Source organism: Bradyrhizobium rifense (assembly GCF_008123425.1).
Classification (GTDB): domain Bacteria; phylum Pseudomonadota; class Alphaproteobacteria; order Rhizobiales; family Xanthobacteraceae; genus Bradyrhizobium; species Bradyrhizobium rifense.
Genome location: NZ_VSSS01000023.1, coordinates 52,493 through 66,693 on the forward strand (window position 1 = coordinate 52,493; position 14,201 = coordinate 66,693).

The 14,201-nt window shown below is 63.8% G+C and carries 14 protein-coding genes; 10 read left to right on the top strand and 4 right to left on the bottom strand.

Annotated features, from left to right (window positions below; translation table 11 throughout):
* Window positions 1-3: 3 nt before the first annotated feature.
* On the bottom strand, window positions 4-1,851 hold the full coding sequence (locus tag FXB40_RS13280; protein ID WP_148772639.1) for an extracellular solute-binding protein: 1,848 nt from the start codon (window positions 1,849-1,851) through the stop codon (window positions 4-6).
* 259 nt (window positions 1,852-2,110) lie between these two features.
* Here FXB40_RS13280 and FXB40_RS13285 point away from each other — a divergent pair, with 259 nt between their 5' ends.
* A complete protein-coding gene (locus tag FXB40_RS13285) occupies window positions 2,111-2,947 on the top strand; it encodes an invasion associated locus B family protein (RefSeq protein ID WP_148772640.1) in 837 nt (278 codons plus the stop codon).
* Between the two features lie 97 nt (window positions 2,948-3,044).
* On the opposite strand, the gene hspQ is transcribed toward FXB40_RS13285, so the two are convergent.
* A complete protein-coding gene (gene hspQ, locus FXB40_RS13290; RefSeq protein ID WP_018317973.1) occupies window positions 3,045-3,377 on the bottom strand; it encodes a heat shock protein HspQ in 333 nt (110 codons plus the stop codon).
* A gap of 106 nt (window positions 3,378-3,483) precedes the next feature.
* Here hspQ and FXB40_RS13295 point away from each other — a divergent pair, with 106 nt between their 5' ends.
* On the top strand, window positions 3,484-4,437 hold the full coding sequence (locus FXB40_RS13295; RefSeq protein WP_148772641.1) for an AEC family transporter: 954 nt from the start codon (window positions 3,484-3,486) through the stop codon (window positions 4,435-4,437).
* Window positions 4,438-4,501: 64 nt separating this feature from the next.
* Here FXB40_RS13295 and FXB40_RS13300 read toward each other — a convergent pair whose 3' ends face one another.
* A complete protein-coding gene (locus FXB40_RS13300) occupies window positions 4,502-5,392 on the bottom strand; it encodes a GntR family transcriptional regulator (RefSeq protein ID WP_148772642.1) in 891 nt (296 codons plus the stop codon).
* Between the two features lie 190 nt (window positions 5,393-5,582).
* Between FXB40_RS13300 and FXB40_RS13305 the strand changes: the two genes are divergently transcribed.
* Genes FXB40_RS13305 through FXB40_RS13330 form a run of 6 tightly spaced genes read left to right on the top strand, consistent with a single transcriptional unit; the run spans window position 5,583 to window position 11,327 of the window.
* Window positions 5,583-6,392 (top strand): ABC transporter substrate-binding protein, encoded by an 810-nt coding sequence (locus tag FXB40_RS13305; protein ID WP_148772643.1) that lies wholly within the window; start codon window positions 5,583-5,585, stop codon window positions 6,390-6,392.
* A 12-nt stretch (window positions 6,393-6,404) separates the two neighbouring features.
* Window positions 6,405-7,130 carry an amino acid ABC transporter permease gene (locus FXB40_RS13310; protein WP_148772644.1) on the top strand — a complete coding sequence of 242 codons (726 nt, stop codon included), beginning with the start codon at window positions 6,405-6,407 and terminating at the stop codon, window positions 7,128-7,130.
* A gap of 4 nt (window positions 7,131-7,134) precedes the next feature.
* Window positions 7,135-7,869 carry an amino acid ABC transporter ATP-binding protein gene (locus tag FXB40_RS13315; RefSeq protein WP_148772645.1) on the top strand — a complete coding sequence of 245 codons (735 nt, stop codon included), beginning with the start codon at window positions 7,135-7,137 and terminating at the stop codon, window positions 7,867-7,869.
* 23 nt (window positions 7,870-7,892) lie between these two features.
* Window positions 7,893-9,050 carry a M20 family metallopeptidase gene (locus FXB40_RS13320; protein WP_148772646.1) on the top strand — a complete coding sequence of 386 codons (1,158 nt, stop codon included), beginning with the start codon at window positions 7,893-7,895 and terminating at the stop codon, window positions 9,048-9,050.
* Between the two features lie 11 nt (window positions 9,051-9,061).
* Window positions 9,062-10,162 (top strand): mandelate racemase/muconate lactonizing enzyme family protein, encoded by a 1,101-nt coding sequence (locus FXB40_RS13325; protein WP_148772647.1) that lies wholly within the window; start codon window positions 9,062-9,064, stop codon window positions 10,160-10,162.
* Window positions 10,155-11,327, top strand: coding sequence for a M24 family metallopeptidase (locus tag FXB40_RS13330; protein ID WP_148772648.1), 1,173 nt, complete (start codon window positions 10,155-10,157; stop codon window positions 11,325-11,327). Before FXB40_RS13325 ends, FXB40_RS13330 begins: the two co-directional genes overlap by 8 nt.
* 66 nt (window positions 11,328-11,393) lie before the next feature.
* Here the strand turns inward: FXB40_RS13330 and FXB40_RS13335 are convergent, their stop codons facing one another.
* Complete coding sequence (locus tag FXB40_RS13335; protein WP_148772649.1) at window positions 11,394-12,578, bottom strand: UbiH/UbiF family hydroxylase; 1,185 nt, start codon at window positions 12,576-12,578, stop codon at window positions 11,394-11,396.
* A 128-nt stretch (window positions 12,579-12,706) separates the two neighbouring features.
* Between FXB40_RS13335 and pcsA the strand changes: the two genes are divergently transcribed.
* Both pcsA and FXB40_RS13345 read left to right on the top strand, forming a co-directional pair.
* Window positions 12,707-13,432, top strand: coding sequence for a phosphatidylcholine synthase (gene pcsA, locus FXB40_RS13340; RefSeq protein ID WP_148772650.1), 726 nt, complete (start codon window positions 12,707-12,709; stop codon window positions 13,430-13,432).
* Window positions 13,429-14,163 (top strand): TerC family protein, encoded by a 735-nt coding sequence (locus FXB40_RS13345; protein ID WP_148772651.1) that lies wholly within the window; start codon window positions 13,429-13,431, stop codon window positions 14,161-14,163. Before pcsA ends, FXB40_RS13345 begins: the two co-directional genes overlap by 4 nt.
* Window positions 14,164-14,201 lie beyond the last annotated feature (38 nt).

The following is a 14,201-nucleotide window of genomic DNA, read 5'->3' on the forward strand; positions in this document are numbered from 1 at the left end:
ACGTCACTTCGCTGGACTGGCTTGAGGCTCACCCTTCGACCACCAGGTCTCCGGCAGATAGCCGGACAACGCAGTGGTCGATGGTCGTTCTATCCGATTCCAGCGCGCGATCCATTGCTCGGATACGTTAAACAGGGGGATTGTGTAGAAGCCCGCGATCAAAGCACGGTCGAGCGCCCGTACCGCCGGGACAAAATCCGTATGATCACGGGCCTCCAAAAGCGCTTTGATCATCGCGTCGACGGCGGGATCCCTGGCGCCCATGTAGTTGCGGGTGCCCGGATTGTCGGCGGCAGCACTTCCCCAATAGAAATACTGCTCGTTGCCGGGCGACAGCGACTGGTCCCAGCGGTTCTGGATCATGTCGAACTCGTAAGATAGCCGGCGCTGGTCGAACTGCACGGGATCGACGGAACGCACGCTCGGCGAGATGCCGGCACGCTTGAGGTCGCGCTGGAAGGCGAGCGCGATGCGCTCCTGGTCGCGGGTCGTCACCAGCATCTCGAAGGTGAAGGGGGCCTTGGTCGCGCGGTTGCGTAGCACGGTGCCGTCGAGATCGTAACCAGCGTCGGACAGCAGCCTGAGCGCTGCGCGCAGCGTCGTGCGGTCGCGCCCCGAGCCGTCGGTGACGGGAAGGCGGTAGCTGCCATCCATGATGTCCGACGGGATCTGTGCGGCGAAAGGCTTTAGGAGCTCGCGCTCGCGCGCATCCGCGGGCCGGGCATAGGCCGACAGGTCGGAGCCTGCAAAATAGCCGGCGACGCGCGAATAGAGCGAGAAGAAATAGTTGCGATTGACCAGTTCGAAATCGAACAGCAGCGTCAGCGCCTGGCGCACGCGGATGTCGGCGAAGATCGGACGGCGGGTGTTGAACACCAGGAATTCCGACGGCTGCGGCACGCCGGGCTTGATGGTGTCGCGGATCACGTCGCCGCTTCTGGCGGCCGGAAAATCGTAGCCGTCGTGCCAGCGCAACGGCTCGTTCTCGACGCGGAAATCATAGAGGCCGCGCTTGAAGGCTTCGAACTGGCCGTTGGCCTCGCGAAAATAGTCGAGCCGGATCTCGTCGAAATTGAAGAGCCCACGATTGATCGGGAGATCGCGGCCCCAATAATCGGGATTGCGCGAGAGCGTCACGCTGGCGCCGGGCTTGACCGCCGTGACGCGATACGGGCCCGAGGCAATGGGCCCGGTCAGCGTCGTCTCCTCGAAGGTCGCAACGTCGATGGCGTGCTTCGGCAGGATCGGCATCAGGCCGAGGATCAGCGGCAGCTCGCGGTCGTTGGCGCCGGTGAGGTCGAAGCGGACTGTGAGGGGATCGGGCGCATCGGCCTTGGCGACCTTGGCGTAATATTGCCGGAGGTTGGGACGGCCGTGGTCGCGCAGGAGCTGCCAGGAGAACAGCACGTCTTCTGCAAGCACCGGCTTGCCGTCGGAGAAGCGCGCGCGGGGATCGAGACGGAACGTGACATGGCTTCGCTCGTCGTCGGTTTCGACGGATCTGGCGAGCAGGCCATAGAGCGTGAACGGCTCGTCCTGGCCGCGCGCCAGCAGGCTTTCGACGACGTAGTTCCGGATCGGCTGCACGGCCAGTCCCTTGACGATGAAGGGGTTGAGGCTGTCGAAGGTGCCGAGGAGGCCCCAGGTCAGCCGGCCGCCCTTGGGGGCATCAGGGTTGGCATAGGGCATGTGGGTGAAATCGGCCGGCAACGCCGGCTTGCCGTGCATGGCGATCGCATGGGCCTCCTCGGCCCGCGCGTCGCCGAACGCCGACAGCCCGATCGTGAGGACCAGAGCGAAGCTACAGAGTCGGACACTTGGGCCCTCGAGCAGGCGCTGGAACATGAACATTCGGACACGTTGATTCGAGGGCCGGCGGGCTTGAATCCTATCACAGGGATTTCACTGAGCGCCTGCCCGGAAGTGGGCAAAAACGCTTGTCGGCATTGATCTTTCCGTCGACCGCGTTAAGAAGGCACGCAATCGCGCACGAGCGCCGAGCCCGTCACTTATCTGCCTCAATTGACGGGGAGAGAGCCGCGCCCAAGGCGGCTTGGTTCGGTGCTTCGGAGCGGTTCGGGCACTTCCCGTTCAGAAAGGGTTTTCTGCAATGAATTTCCGTTATTTGGCCGCGTCCGTGCGGCCGCGCGGGCGAGTTCTCGCCCTGTTGACGGCGACGGCATTGGTCGTCCCGTTTGCCGCCGAGGCTCAGAATCCCGCGCCGGCCCCGGGCGCGCCCGCGCCGAAGGCAGCCCCGAAAGCCGCTCCCAAGGCGGCCCCCAAGGCGCCGGCACCGGCCGCCCAGGCACCCGCCCAGCCGGCTCCCGCCCAGGGCGCTCCGGCGCAGCAGGGTGCTCCGGCGGCGCAGGGCGCGGCTCAGCCCGCCGATCAGCAGATCCAGCTGATCTACGCCCCCTGGACCAAGTTCTGCCTCAAGGGCCAGGACGCCAACGCCAAGCAGGTCTGCTTCACCGGCAAGGATGGCCGCATCGAATCGGGCCAGCCTGTCATCGCGGCCGTGATCATCGAGCCGGAAGGCGAGCCCAAGAAGATTCTGCGCGTGACGCTGCCGCTCGGCATGCAGCTCGTGCACGGCACCCGCGTCATCGTCGACAACAACCCGCCGCTGCAGAGCCCGTATGTGATCTGCTTCCAGAACGGCTGTATGTCGGACTACGAGGCGACGCCCGAGCTCCTCGCCAATATGAAGAAGGGCCAGAATCTCGTGGTGCAGGCGATCAACGCCAACGGCGCGCCGCTGACCCTGCCGCTGCCGCTCGCCGGCGAATTCCAGAAGGCCTATGACGGTCCGCCGACCGATCCGAAGGTGTTCGAGGAAACCCAGAAGAAGCTCCAGGAAGAGCTTCAGAAGAAGGCTGACGAGCAGCGCAAGAAGCTCGAGCAGCAGGGTGGCGCGCCCGGCGCACCTCCGACTGCCCAGAAGTAATCGGGCTCAGATCCCGGACATGAAAAAGGCGCTCGGTTCGAGCGCCTTTTTTGCTGGCCGCTTGATGGTGGCGACATTTCGAGCAGAGCCAGACGGCTTAGTTCAGCGACGGATTACGCGGGCGGTAGCCGCCATCCTTGTTCTTGATGAAGATCTCGGCGACCTGGGAATGCCGGATCGGCTCGCCGGACTCGTCGGGCAGCAGGTTCTGCTCGGACACGTAGGCGACGTACTCGGACTCCGCGTTCTCCGCGAGCAGATGGTAGAACGGCTGATCCTTGTGAGGCCGCACCTCCTCGGGGATCGACAGCCACCACTCCTCGGTGTTGTTGAACTCCGGATCGATGTCGAAAATCACCCCCCGGAACGAGAAGATCCGGTGGCGAACGACCTGACCGATCTGAAATTTGGCGGTCCGCGCTTTAATCATTCCCCGTCGATAGACCAGGATTGTGGCCGATGCTAGTGCCCTCAGTTGCAATTAACGTCTGCTTGGGGGGCAGATAGCCCCCAGGTCTTCAGAAAACACTTCATCAATGGTCGATATCCTCAATCTGGCACTACCTTATTTCGGCTTGATCTTCGTCGGATTCGCGTGTGGCAAGGCCAAGTCGCTACCGGAATCGGGCCTCGCCTGGATGAATTTCTTCCTGCTCTACGTGTCGCTGCCGGCTTTGCTGTTTGCGATCATGTCGAAGACGCCGTTCTCGGAATTGAACAACCCGCCGTTCCTGGTCGCGACCACGCTGTCGACGATTGCCGCGTTCACGCTGGCGCTGGTTGTCGGCAAGGTGCTCGGCGGCCTGACACTGCGGGAGGCGACACTCGCGGGCCTCTCCGGCGGCTACGGCAATATCGGCTACATGGGGCCGGGGCTGGCGTTGGCCGTGCTCGGACCGAAAGCATCGGCGCCGACCGCGTTGATCTTCTGCTGCGACAGCATCTTCCTGTTCACGATCGTGCCGCTGCTGATCGAACTATCCGACCGCGACCATCCCTCGATCGTGCATGCCTTCGGCGTCGTGCTGAAGCAGATCGTGCTCAACCCGCTGATCATGTCGGCCTGCTTTGGTGCGGCGGTCGCCGCGCTCCATATCGAGCTGCCGGTGGCGCTCGACCGCACCATCACCTTCCTCCAGAACGCAGCCGCTCCGACTGCGTTGTTCGTGCTCGGCGTGACCGTGGCGCTGCGGCCGTTCGACCGTGTGCCCTGGGAAGTGCCGGGCGTGATCGCAGTCAAACTCCTGGTCCATCCGCTCGCAGCGTTCGGCCTGATGCTGGCGTTCGGTCCGTTCGCACCGCCCTGGGCCGCGACCGCGATCCTGATGGCCTCGCTGCCGCCGGCGCTGAATGTGTTCGTGATCGCCCGTCAGAACGATGCCTGGATCGAATCCGCTTCCGTCGCCGTGCTGCTCGGAACGTTTGCATCCGTGGTCACGCTGACCAGCGTGATGTGGTTGCTCCAGACCGGCCGGCTGGCGTTTCCGTGAGGGAGGCGGCCAGGCAGTTCAGTGAAAGCTGACGGGCGCCGGATTCAGGAGTTCTCTTTTTTCGTCATGGTGCCGCTGTCCGTGCGGCGAGAAACGCCTGTTCCAGGTGTGCACGCATACGGGTCGAGGCCAGCGGAGCGTCGCCCTCGGCAATGGCTTCGATGATCGCAAGGTGCTCGCGGCACCATTCGCGGACGCGCCGGCGGTCGAAATAGCTGCCGAACTCGAGCAGGCGCCGCAGCCGGTTCTGGTACTGGATGGCCTGGGCAAAAAAGGCGTTGCCGCAGAACTCGGCGCACATCTCATGGAAGGCGGCATCGGTCTCGAACAACTGCGTACTGGAGATCGACGCGATGTCGGGATGTGATGCGAGATACAAATGTTGCAGCCGCATCCGCTCGATCGCGGCGAGCTCCGGTTTGAACGTCGGCAGCAGAAAGCCTGAGGGCTCGAGCGTCAGTCGAAATTCGTAGCTGGCGCGAAGCGAGACGAGGGAATCTAGCGTCGGCAGGAAGGTCCAGCCATGCCCCTGCTTGCGCGCGATCAGGCCGTCCTCTGCGAGCCGCGAAAGGGTGCGCGCCAGCGCCGCGCGGTCGACATTGTAGCGCCGCGCGATCTCGCTCTGTGTAATGGAGTTCGGAATGTGATGTTCGAGGCGATCGCGAACGAGCCTTGTGTAAAGCTCCTCGTCGATCGTCGAGGGGACTTCGATCTCGATCCGATGCAGGGATTCGAACGGCTTGCGCAGGAAGAACCCGTGGTTCTTCCGCGTCTCCACGATGCCGCGTTCGGCCAGAAGGTCGAGCGCGGACCTGATCGGCGTTCGCGAGACACCGATCAGGTCTGCAAGCTGCTGCTCGCGCAGATGATGGCCGGGCTCCAGCCTGGCTTCCCGGATGACATCGAGAATCTGGTTGGCGAGGCGATAGCGACTTTGTTGCGTTGACCGCGCCATGAAAGAGCTCTCGGATCCATCCCAAAGTACGAGTTGAGGCTATTGATACAATAACCACAGGCTGCGATTCGCGCCGGAAACTCCACTGATCATGCCTTGATCAGTAAATGCCCGCTGAACAGGCTTGACGTAGAAGGCGGCAAGGATTGTATAATAATCAACAATAGAACAATCAAGTCAGGAGCTGCCGATGTCTCGTTTGCGCCTTGCCTGCGGAGTCCTGTCCCTTGTTCTGTCCGGGCCGTTGATGGCCGCGGATCTGTCTTCGGTCTCGCTGATCGAGAAAGGCGCGCTGACTTACGGCGTCGCCGGCACCTTCGCGCCCTTCGAGTTTCAGAAGGACGGCAAGCTCTCCGGCTTCGACATCGACATGATCGGGCTCCTTGGCAAGAAGCTCGGGGCCGAGGCCAAGCCGATGAACATGGAGTTCAAGGGACTGATCGTCGCGCTGCAAGGCGGCCGCGTCGATCTCATCAACTCGGCCATGTACATCAACGAGCAGCGTGCCGGCCAGGTCGACTTCGTTCCCTATCTCAAGATCGGGACGCTTGTGGTGGTGCAGGCGGACAATCCCACCAAGATCACCGGTCGCGACGATTCCCTCTGCGGCAGGACCATAGCTGTTACGCTCGGCGGCATTCAGGAGAGCTACGCGCGCCAGGACGACAAGCGCTGCCGCGATAAGGGGCTTGCCACCATTAACGTAATGACGCTCCCCACGGCGCAGGATTCGGCGCTGACGCTGCGGCAGGGACGTGCCGACGCCCTGTTCAATTCCACTCCGGGCGTGGTCGAGCTGATGGAGAAAGTGCCGGGCGTCTACGCCGTGGCCGGCTCGGAGTTCGAGGCCAACACACAGATCGGCATGGCGGTGCGCAAGGGCGATGGCGCCATGAAATCGGCGATCGAAGCCGCGCTCAAGGAGATCGTTGCCGACGGCACCTACAAGAAGCTGATCCAAACCTGGAAGTTTCCCGCCTCGGTGTCACTGTTCGACTAAAGGAACCGGCCGATGTCTATCGAGCTTGTCCTGAAATATCTGACGTCGCCCAACTTCCTGCGCGGCGCGGAGATGACGCTGCTGCTCACGCTCGCGGCACTCGTCTTCGGCATCCTGATCGGTCTCGTGCTCGCGCTGATCCAGGAGAGCCAGACGCGGATCGGTACGGTCGTGACGGTCGCCTATCTCTGGCTCTTCCGCGGTACGCCCGTGCTGTTCCAGATCATCTTCATCTACAACGTGCTGCCGTCGTTCGGCATCAGGCTGTCGGCATTCGTATGCGCGGTGCTGGCGCTGTCGCTGAACGAGGGCGCCTACATGGCGGAAATCCTACGCTCCGGCCTTCAGGCCGTGAAAAAAGGGCAGCGCACAGCCGGTCTCGCGCTCGGCATGACCGGAACCCAGATGCTGCGCTACGTCGTGATTCCGCAGGCCGCGCGGATCGTTCTTCCGCCGATCGGCAATCAGATGATCGGCATGCTGAAGCTCAGCGCGCTCGTCTCCGTGATCGCCGTGGAGGAGTTGCTGCTGGTCGCGAACCAGGCGGCGAGTGCCGACTTCCGCTACTTCGAGGCGCTGACCGCGGCCGGCATCTACTATCTCGCGATGACCACGGTCTTCATGGGTCTGCAGATCGTCATGGAAATCGTCCTCGACCCCAAGAAACGGCGGGGCATGCGACGGCTTTCGCTGACCGACCGGATGCTTCGCACATCGAAGATTCTGGCGGTGCGGTAGCGACATGCCACACCTTCTCGAAATCGTTGGCATCAACAAGAGTTTTGGTGCGACACAGGTCCTGAAGACCTGCACGCTGGCGGTCGATCCGTCGGAGACGGTCGTCCTGATCGGGCCATCAGGGTCCGGCAAGTCCACGCTCCTGCGCTGCGTTAACCTGCTGGAGACGGTCGACAGCGGCGACATTTTCTTCGAGGGCGAGAACATCACGCGCGCCCGGCGTACGGCTCATCTGTTGCGCCGGCAGATCGGTATGGTGTTCCAGAACTTCGAATTGTTTGCCCATCTCTCGGCAGCCGAGAACGTCATGCTGGCGCCAGTGAAGATTCTCGGAGTGAGCCGCGCCGATGCCCATGACATCGCGATCGACCTTCTGCGCAAGGTCCAGATCCCCGAGAAGGCGGACGCCTTCCCGGACGAGCTGTCCGGCGGCCAGCAGCAGCGCGTCGCCATCGCGCGTGCGCTCGCGATGCGGCCCAAGCTGATGCTGTACGACGAACCGACCTCCGCGCTCGATCCGGAAATGATCCGCGAGGTGCTCGATGTCATGGCGACCCTTAGCGCCGAGGGCATGACGAGTATCGTCGTCACCCATGAGATGGGCTTCGCCCGGCGTGCCGCCGATCGGATCGTGTTCATGGAGCACGGCGAGATCATCGAGAGCGCGCCGAGCGACCAGTTCTTTGGCGGTACGGTCAACGACCGGACGCGCCGCTTTCTTGATCAGATCCTCCACTAAGTCCCGTTATCCGGAACCTCTCGATGTTCAGCTCTCCCGACGTTGCACGCATGAAGCAAGAACTCGCAAGGCTCATTGCGATCGACACGCAGAATCCGCCCGGTCGCGAAGCTCCGGCTGCGCAGTATTTGCATGAGTTGCTCGCGTCCGAAGGCTTCGACGTATTGGAGCAGGAGTACAAGCCGGGACGCGTCAACGTCGTCGCTCGGCTCGAGAACGGCCCCGGACCGGTTTTCGCCTTCAACACTCATATGGATGTGGTACCGGCCGGCGATGGCTGGTCCTCGGATCCCTTTGCCCTGGCCGAAAGGGACGGACGGCTCTATGGCCGCGGCGCCTGCGACTGCAAGGGACCTTTGGCCGCCATGCTGGAGGCCATGCGCATGCTGGCCGGCGATCGCACGGCATGGTCTGGCACGCTGCTCGGTGTCTTCGCGGCCGACGAAGAGATTGCCAGCGAGGGCGCCAGGTTCTACGCCGCGGGTCATCCCAGGATCGACGCTGCGGTGATCGGCGAGCCGACATCGAATGCCGTTTTCTCGGCACACAAGGGCAGCCTCCGGCCGATCGTGCGGGTGTCCGGCGTGTCGGCGCATTCCGGCACACCGCACCTTGGCGAGAACGCGATCTACCGTGCCGGCGAATTGCTCGGGCTTGTCGCCGAGCATCACGACAAGGTGGTCCGTCATCGTAGCCATCCCCTGGTCGGAGCAGCCAGCCTCACGGTCACCAGGATCAATGGTGGCCATGCCGATAACGTGCTGCCCGGCGCCTGTGACCTTCTGTTCGATCGCCGGATGGTGCCCGGGGAGGATGAGGAGGCTGTCAAGCGCGGGATCGAGGAGCTCCTCGTGGCCGCGCGCGAGCGCTTCGGCCTGCGTGCCGAAGTCGTTGATTACAAGGCGACAACCGGCGGTGCGACGGAAACGGCGTCGGACAGTTCGATCGTGCAGGCGAGCCTTGCTGCCAGCCGCGCCAACGGTGTGACAAAGCCCGGTCCGTTCGGCTTCCAGGGCGCTTGCGACCTCGTGCATTTCACCGGCGTCGGCGCGCAGGGGACCGTGATCGGACCGGGTGATCTCGCCGTCGCCCACAAGCCCGACGAGTTCGTGCCGGTCGACGAGTTCGTCACTGCCAGCCTGATCTATCGCGACGTGGCGAGAGCCATGCTGCGCAACTAGGACCTGAACGTTTGCGCGTTTCACTGCACTTGGCTGATTTGCACTACGGCGGCGGGCTCGTCCTGCACACCGCGTCGTCGGGCAGCATTCCGTCCTTGACGGAAGTCTACCTGCGGCTCGATGACGGAGCGACGGTCGGCCTCGGCGAGGTGAGGGCCAACATCGCCTATCTCAACGGCTATGACGAAAGGACCGTGGTGGAGGCCGTCATCTCCGCCGTTCGTGACGTCGACTGGCGGCGCGATCCGCTCGACCTGATCGCGATGATGACGCTCTGGGAGGCGCCCTATATCGCGCCGGTCCGCACGCTGATCGATTGCGCGTTGCATGATCTCGTCGCGCGCCGGGAGCGCAAGAGCGTGGCCGCCTGGCTTGGCGCGCCACGCGGGGATGTGACCTGCAAGACGAACCAGACCCTGTTCTGGTCGTCGCACGAAGACTTCCTTGCCCAGGCGCAGGCTTACGTCGATCGCGGCTACAGGGATCTCAAGGTGCGCATCGCCGTCGACGACTTCGCCGAGGATCTGCGCCGTATCACGGCCTTGCGGGAGCGCTTCGGCGAGCGGGTTAAGATTGCGGCGGATGCAAACGGACGCTGGACGGCCGATGAGGCGCTCGCCAAGCTTGACGCGCTCGCCGCGTACGACCTCGCCTATGTCGAGCAGCCGGTGCCGGCCGACGATTGGGCGAGCATCGATGAACTCGCACAGCGAAGCCCGATTCCCGTGATGCTTGACGAAAGTATCGCGACGACCAATGACGTCACGCGGATATGCGCATATGAAGGGCGGGTGTTTGCGCACCTCAAGCTCGTCAAGCTCGGCGGCATTGCACCGACCGTCGCGGCAGCGCGGAAGCTGTCGGAGGCCGGTGTGCTCTTCATGATCGGCCAGATGAACGAGGGAGCCGCTGCCACCGCGGCGGCGCTGCACGTCGCCTGCGCAACCATGCCTGAATTCGCCGAGCTCTATGGAGCTGACGGGCTGGTCGATGATCCGGTTTCAGGCATTTCCTACACCGACGGGGCGGTCCATGCAGAGCGCGCTCCTGGGCTCGGCGTCGTCTTCGACGCCGCCACCACCAAGCTTATCGGAGACTACAGATATGACTAGCGATAGCGTGCAGCAGGGCTCTGAATCAGCGTTCCCGAAACAGGAGTATGATGGACGGGTCGCACGCGCGCGCGCGCTGCTCGCCAAGGCCGGCATCGACGTTATGGTCGTCACCGGGCCCGAAAACATCTTCTACCTCACGGGTCAGCAGACGCCGGGCTACTACACGTTTCAGGCGCTGCTCCTGCCGCTCGAGGGCGAACCCGCCTTCGTCGTCCGTCAGCTCGAATATTTCAACTTCATCGCAAACACCTTTATTGCCAATGCGCAAGTCTACCAGGACGGCGATCAGCCGGTGAATTTCCTGGTGAACGTCATCAAGGACCGCAGCTGGGCGTCGAAGCGGATCGCGATCGACAAGCGCGGCTGGTTTCTCCCGGTCGCAACCTATGAAGCGCTCCAGGATAAGCTCGGGACGGTCCACGACGGGGCAGGGATCATCGAGCAGCTCCGTATCGTGAAGTCGGCGGCCGAGCTGGAAAAAATCATAACTGCGGCGTCCTATGTCGAAGCCGGCATGCGCGCAGGCCTTACCGCGGTGAAGCGCGGCGCGAGCGAAAACGACCTCGTCTCCGCCATGGTGGGAACGTCGATCGCTGCGGGCTCCGAATACGTCGGCATGGAGCCGCTGGTCTCCGTCGGCCGCCGCAGCGGCGTGCCGCACGGCACCTGGCGGCGCAGACGGATCGGGGCCGACGACCCCGCATTTCTGGAAATGGCCGGCAGCCATGATCGCTACCACGCGGCGCTGATGCGCAGCGCCTGGATTGGCGCCATGCCGCAGCGCGCGATCGACATGGAGATGACTTGTCAGGACGGGCTTTCCGCAGCGCTCGAGGCAATCAAGCCGGGCGCACTTTGCGAGGCGCCGCATCTGGCCTGTCAACGGATCATCGATCGCGCGGGTTATACCGAGAACTTCAAGAAGCGAGTCGGCTACAGCATCGGGATCGCCTTTGCGCCGGATTGGGGCGAGGGCGGCGTGCTCAGCCTGTACACGGGCGTGACCACTGAATTACGCCCGGGCATGACGTTCCACCTTCCGGTCGCAATGCGAGATTTCGGCCAATTCACCGTCGGCGTCAGCGAGACCGTCATCGTCACCGAAACCGGCTGCCGGCCGCTCAGCACCATCAATCGCTCCATCCTGCGTATCGCTGGTTGATGGACGAAAAAGTTAGTGTAGTCAGCAGTTTAGAGTGAAATGGTCCGATTCCGGTTCGGTCTCAAGCTATCGTCGCCAGGTCGGCGTCAGCCCCTCGCGCATGGCAAAACGCCGGAGCGGGCCGATGGCGCCGAGCAGGTGCATGCCGACGGCGCGGACCGGCTGCAGCGGCAGGAAATCGTTGAGCAGCGAGCGATTGGCGATGTCGATCGCAAAGGTCCGGCTCAAAATGTCCGGGCGCCGCGCCCGGTCGTAGCGCTTGAGCACCTCGTCGGCGCCGGGATCCTGGCCAGATGCGATGGCCTCGCCAGCCAGCTGGGCAATATCGGCAGCGTCCCGCAGACCGAGATTGAGGCCCTGGGCACCGATCGGGGGAACCACATGGGCGGCTTCGCCGACCAGCGCGATGCGGTCGCGCGCAAAGGACTTTGGCCGTTCGATCGCCAGCGGAAACAGGCTGCGGCCGGGCTCGACCGTCATGCGGCCGAGGATGGAATGCGATTGCTTCTCGATCGCGATGGAGAGCTCTTCGTCGCTCAAGCCGCGAAGTCGCTCGGCCTCCGCGGGCGCCGAGACCCAGACGATGCTGGAGCGGTTGCCGGGCAGGGGCACGAACACGCACGGGCCGTACGGCGTGTGGAACTCGGTCGAAACGTTGCGATGCGGGCGGGCATGGCCGACGTTGAAGGTCAGCGCGGTCTGCGTCAGGTCGCGCCGCGTCACCGCAATGCCGGCGGCCTCCCGGCACAGCGAGTGCCGGCCATCGGCGCCGACCACGAGCCGCGCGGTCAGGAATTGTCCGGACGCCGTGCGGATTGCGACGTCATCAGCTTCGATGACGACGTTCTCGGCCTCGTCGTCGAAACGGACGAGGTTCGGAAACTCGGCCGCGCGCGCCTCGAGCGCCAGCATCAGCGAGCGGTTGTCGATGTTGTAACCGAACGCGTCGAGCGCGATCTCATGACAGGAGAACCGGACCTCGGGGCTGCGGAACAGCCGCCCGGTGTCGTCGACGAGGCGCATGATTTCGAGCGCCGCCGCCTTGTCCTTGCAGCGCGGCCAGACGTCGAGGCTTTCCAGGAGCTCGACGGAGGCACCCAACAGCGCGGTGGTGCGGTTGTCGGCGTAGGGCAGGCGCCGCGCCACCAGCGCGGTCCGCGCGTCGGCCTGCGCCAGTGCAATTGCCGCCGCAAGGCCTGCCGGTCCGCCGCCGATAACGCTGACGTCAAAGGGTGTGGATGCGTCTGTCATGGAACGACATTTGACACGGCCTGCGGCAAATACAAGCCCACCAATTTTGCCTGATTTTATGACGAATTGCGCGGCGCAATGCCGCGACGGCGGATGTGCAAACCGGCCCCGTTCTGGTAGCAGAGGCCATGGATAGCCAAGAGGATTCCCTCAAGCCGACGCCCGCGATCCGGGCCGCGGCGTTTTCGGTGCACATCTTCACCGCCTTCGGCGCGGCGATCGCGCTATTGGCGATGCTGGAGGCGGTGCGCGAGCACTGGGCGGCGATGTTCGGCTGGCTGGGCGTCGCCCTGATCATCGACGCGGTCGACGGGCCGATCGCGCGCCGGCTCAAGGTCAAGGATGTGCAACCGAACTGGTCGGGCGACGTGCTCGACCTCGTCGTCGACTTCGTCACCTATGTCTTCGTGCCGGCCTATGCGATCGTGGCGAGCGGCCTGTTGCTGCCGGTGGCGGCGCCCTTGCTCGGCATCGCCATCATTGTCACCAGCGCATTATATTTCGCCGATCTGCGCATGAAGGCGGATGACAATCATTTCCGCGGCTTTCCGGCGCTGTGGAACGCGGCGGCATTCTATCTGTTCCTGCTGCACTGGCCTCCGCTGTCGTCGACGCTGCTGGTCGGGGCGCTGGTGGTGCTGACCTTCGTGCCGTTCCACGTCCTGCATCCGGTTCGCGTCGTGCGGCTGCGCTGGCTGACGATGTCGCTGATCGCCATCGGGGCGGTGCTCGCGCTCTACGCGCTCGAAATGGATTTTCGGGTCGGTACCGGCGTGACGATTGCGCTCTGCGCGATCGCGCTCTGGATCGCCTTCAGCGACGCGTTGATCCGCCTCGCCAGGTCCTTCGCATGATGCATTTGTTGACCAGCCCCGAGGCCTGGGCCGCGCTGCTGACTTTGACCTCGCTCGAGATCGTGCTCGGCATCGACAACGTCATCTTCCTGTCGGTGATCGTTTCGCGCATCCCCGAGCCGCAGGCCCATCGCGCCCGCCAGATCGGGCTGGCGCTGGCGCTGGTCTTCCGGATCATCCTGCTCAGCGTGCTGGTCTGGCTGATCGGCCTGACCGCGCCGGTGTTCTCGTTCAGGGGATACGATTTCTCGTGGCGCGACCTGATCCTGATCGGCGGCGGCCTGTTCCTGATCGCGAAGGCGACGCACGAGATCCATGCCGAGGTCGAGGCCGATGACGGCGAGGGGAAGAAGGAGTCCGGCGGCAACGCCTTCTTCTGGGTGATCGTCCAGATCATCGTCATCGACATCGTGTTCTCGCTGGACTCGATCATCACCGCGATCGGCATGGCGCAGGACCTCGAGATCATGATCGCGGCCGTCGTGATCGCCTGCCTGATCATGTACATTTCGTCGGGACCGGTGGCGCGATTCGTCGCCGAGCATCCGACCACAAAAATGCTGGCGCTGGCGTTCCTGGTGCTGATCGGCGTCGCCCTGGTCGCGGACGGATTCCAATTCCACATCCCGCGCGGCTACATCTACTTCGCGATTGTGTTCTCGGCGGCGGTGGAGTTCTTCAACGTGCTGGCGAAGAGCAACCGCAAGAAGGCCAGCAAGCCGTCCGTCTAGCCGCTCCAATTTGGGTCGAGTTGACAAGGCGGGCGCTA

Coding starts and splice junctions, on each gene's coding strand:
- FXB40_RS13280 (WP_148772639.1), bottom strand. CDS start 1,851: ATGTTCATGTTCCAGCGCCTGCTCGAGGGCCCAAGTGTCCGACTCTGT.
- FXB40_RS13285 (WP_148772640.1), top strand. CDS start 2,111: ATGAATTTCCGTTATTTGGCCGCGTCCGTGCGGCCGCGCGGGCGAGTT.
- hspQ (WP_018317973.1), bottom strand. CDS start 3,377: ATGATTAAAGCGCGGACCGCCAAATTTCAGATCGGTCAGGTCGTTCGC.
- FXB40_RS13295 (WP_148772641.1), top strand. CDS start 3,484: ATGGTCGATATCCTCAATCTGGCACTACCTTATTTCGGCTTGATCTTC.
- FXB40_RS13300 (WP_148772642.1), bottom strand. CDS start 5,392: ATGGCGCGGTCAACGCAACAAAGTCGCTATCGCCTCGCCAACCAGATT.
- FXB40_RS13305 (WP_148772643.1), top strand. CDS start 5,583: ATGTCTCGTTTGCGCCTTGCCTGCGGAGTCCTGTCCCTTGTTCTGTCC.
- FXB40_RS13310 (WP_148772644.1), top strand. CDS start 6,405: ATGTCTATCGAGCTTGTCCTGAAATATCTGACGTCGCCCAACTTCCTG.
- FXB40_RS13315 (WP_148772645.1), top strand. CDS start 7,135: ATGCCACACCTTCTCGAAATCGTTGGCATCAACAAGAGTTTTGGTGCG.
- FXB40_RS13320 (WP_148772646.1), top strand. CDS start 7,893: ATGTTCAGCTCTCCCGACGTTGCACGCATGAAGCAAGAACTCGCAAGG.
- FXB40_RS13330 (WP_148772648.1), top strand. CDS start 10,155: ATGACTAGCGATAGCGTGCAGCAGGGCTCTGAATCAGCGTTCCCGAAA.
- FXB40_RS13335 (WP_148772649.1), bottom strand. CDS start 12,578: ATGACAGACGCATCCACACCCTTTGACGTCAGCGTTATCGGCGGCGGA.
- pcsA (WP_148772650.1), top strand. CDS start 12,707: ATGGATAGCCAAGAGGATTCCCTCAAGCCGACGCCCGCGATCCGGGCC.
- FXB40_RS13345 (WP_148772651.1), top strand. CDS start 13,429: ATGATGCATTTGTTGACCAGCCCCGAGGCCTGGGCCGCGCTGCTGACT.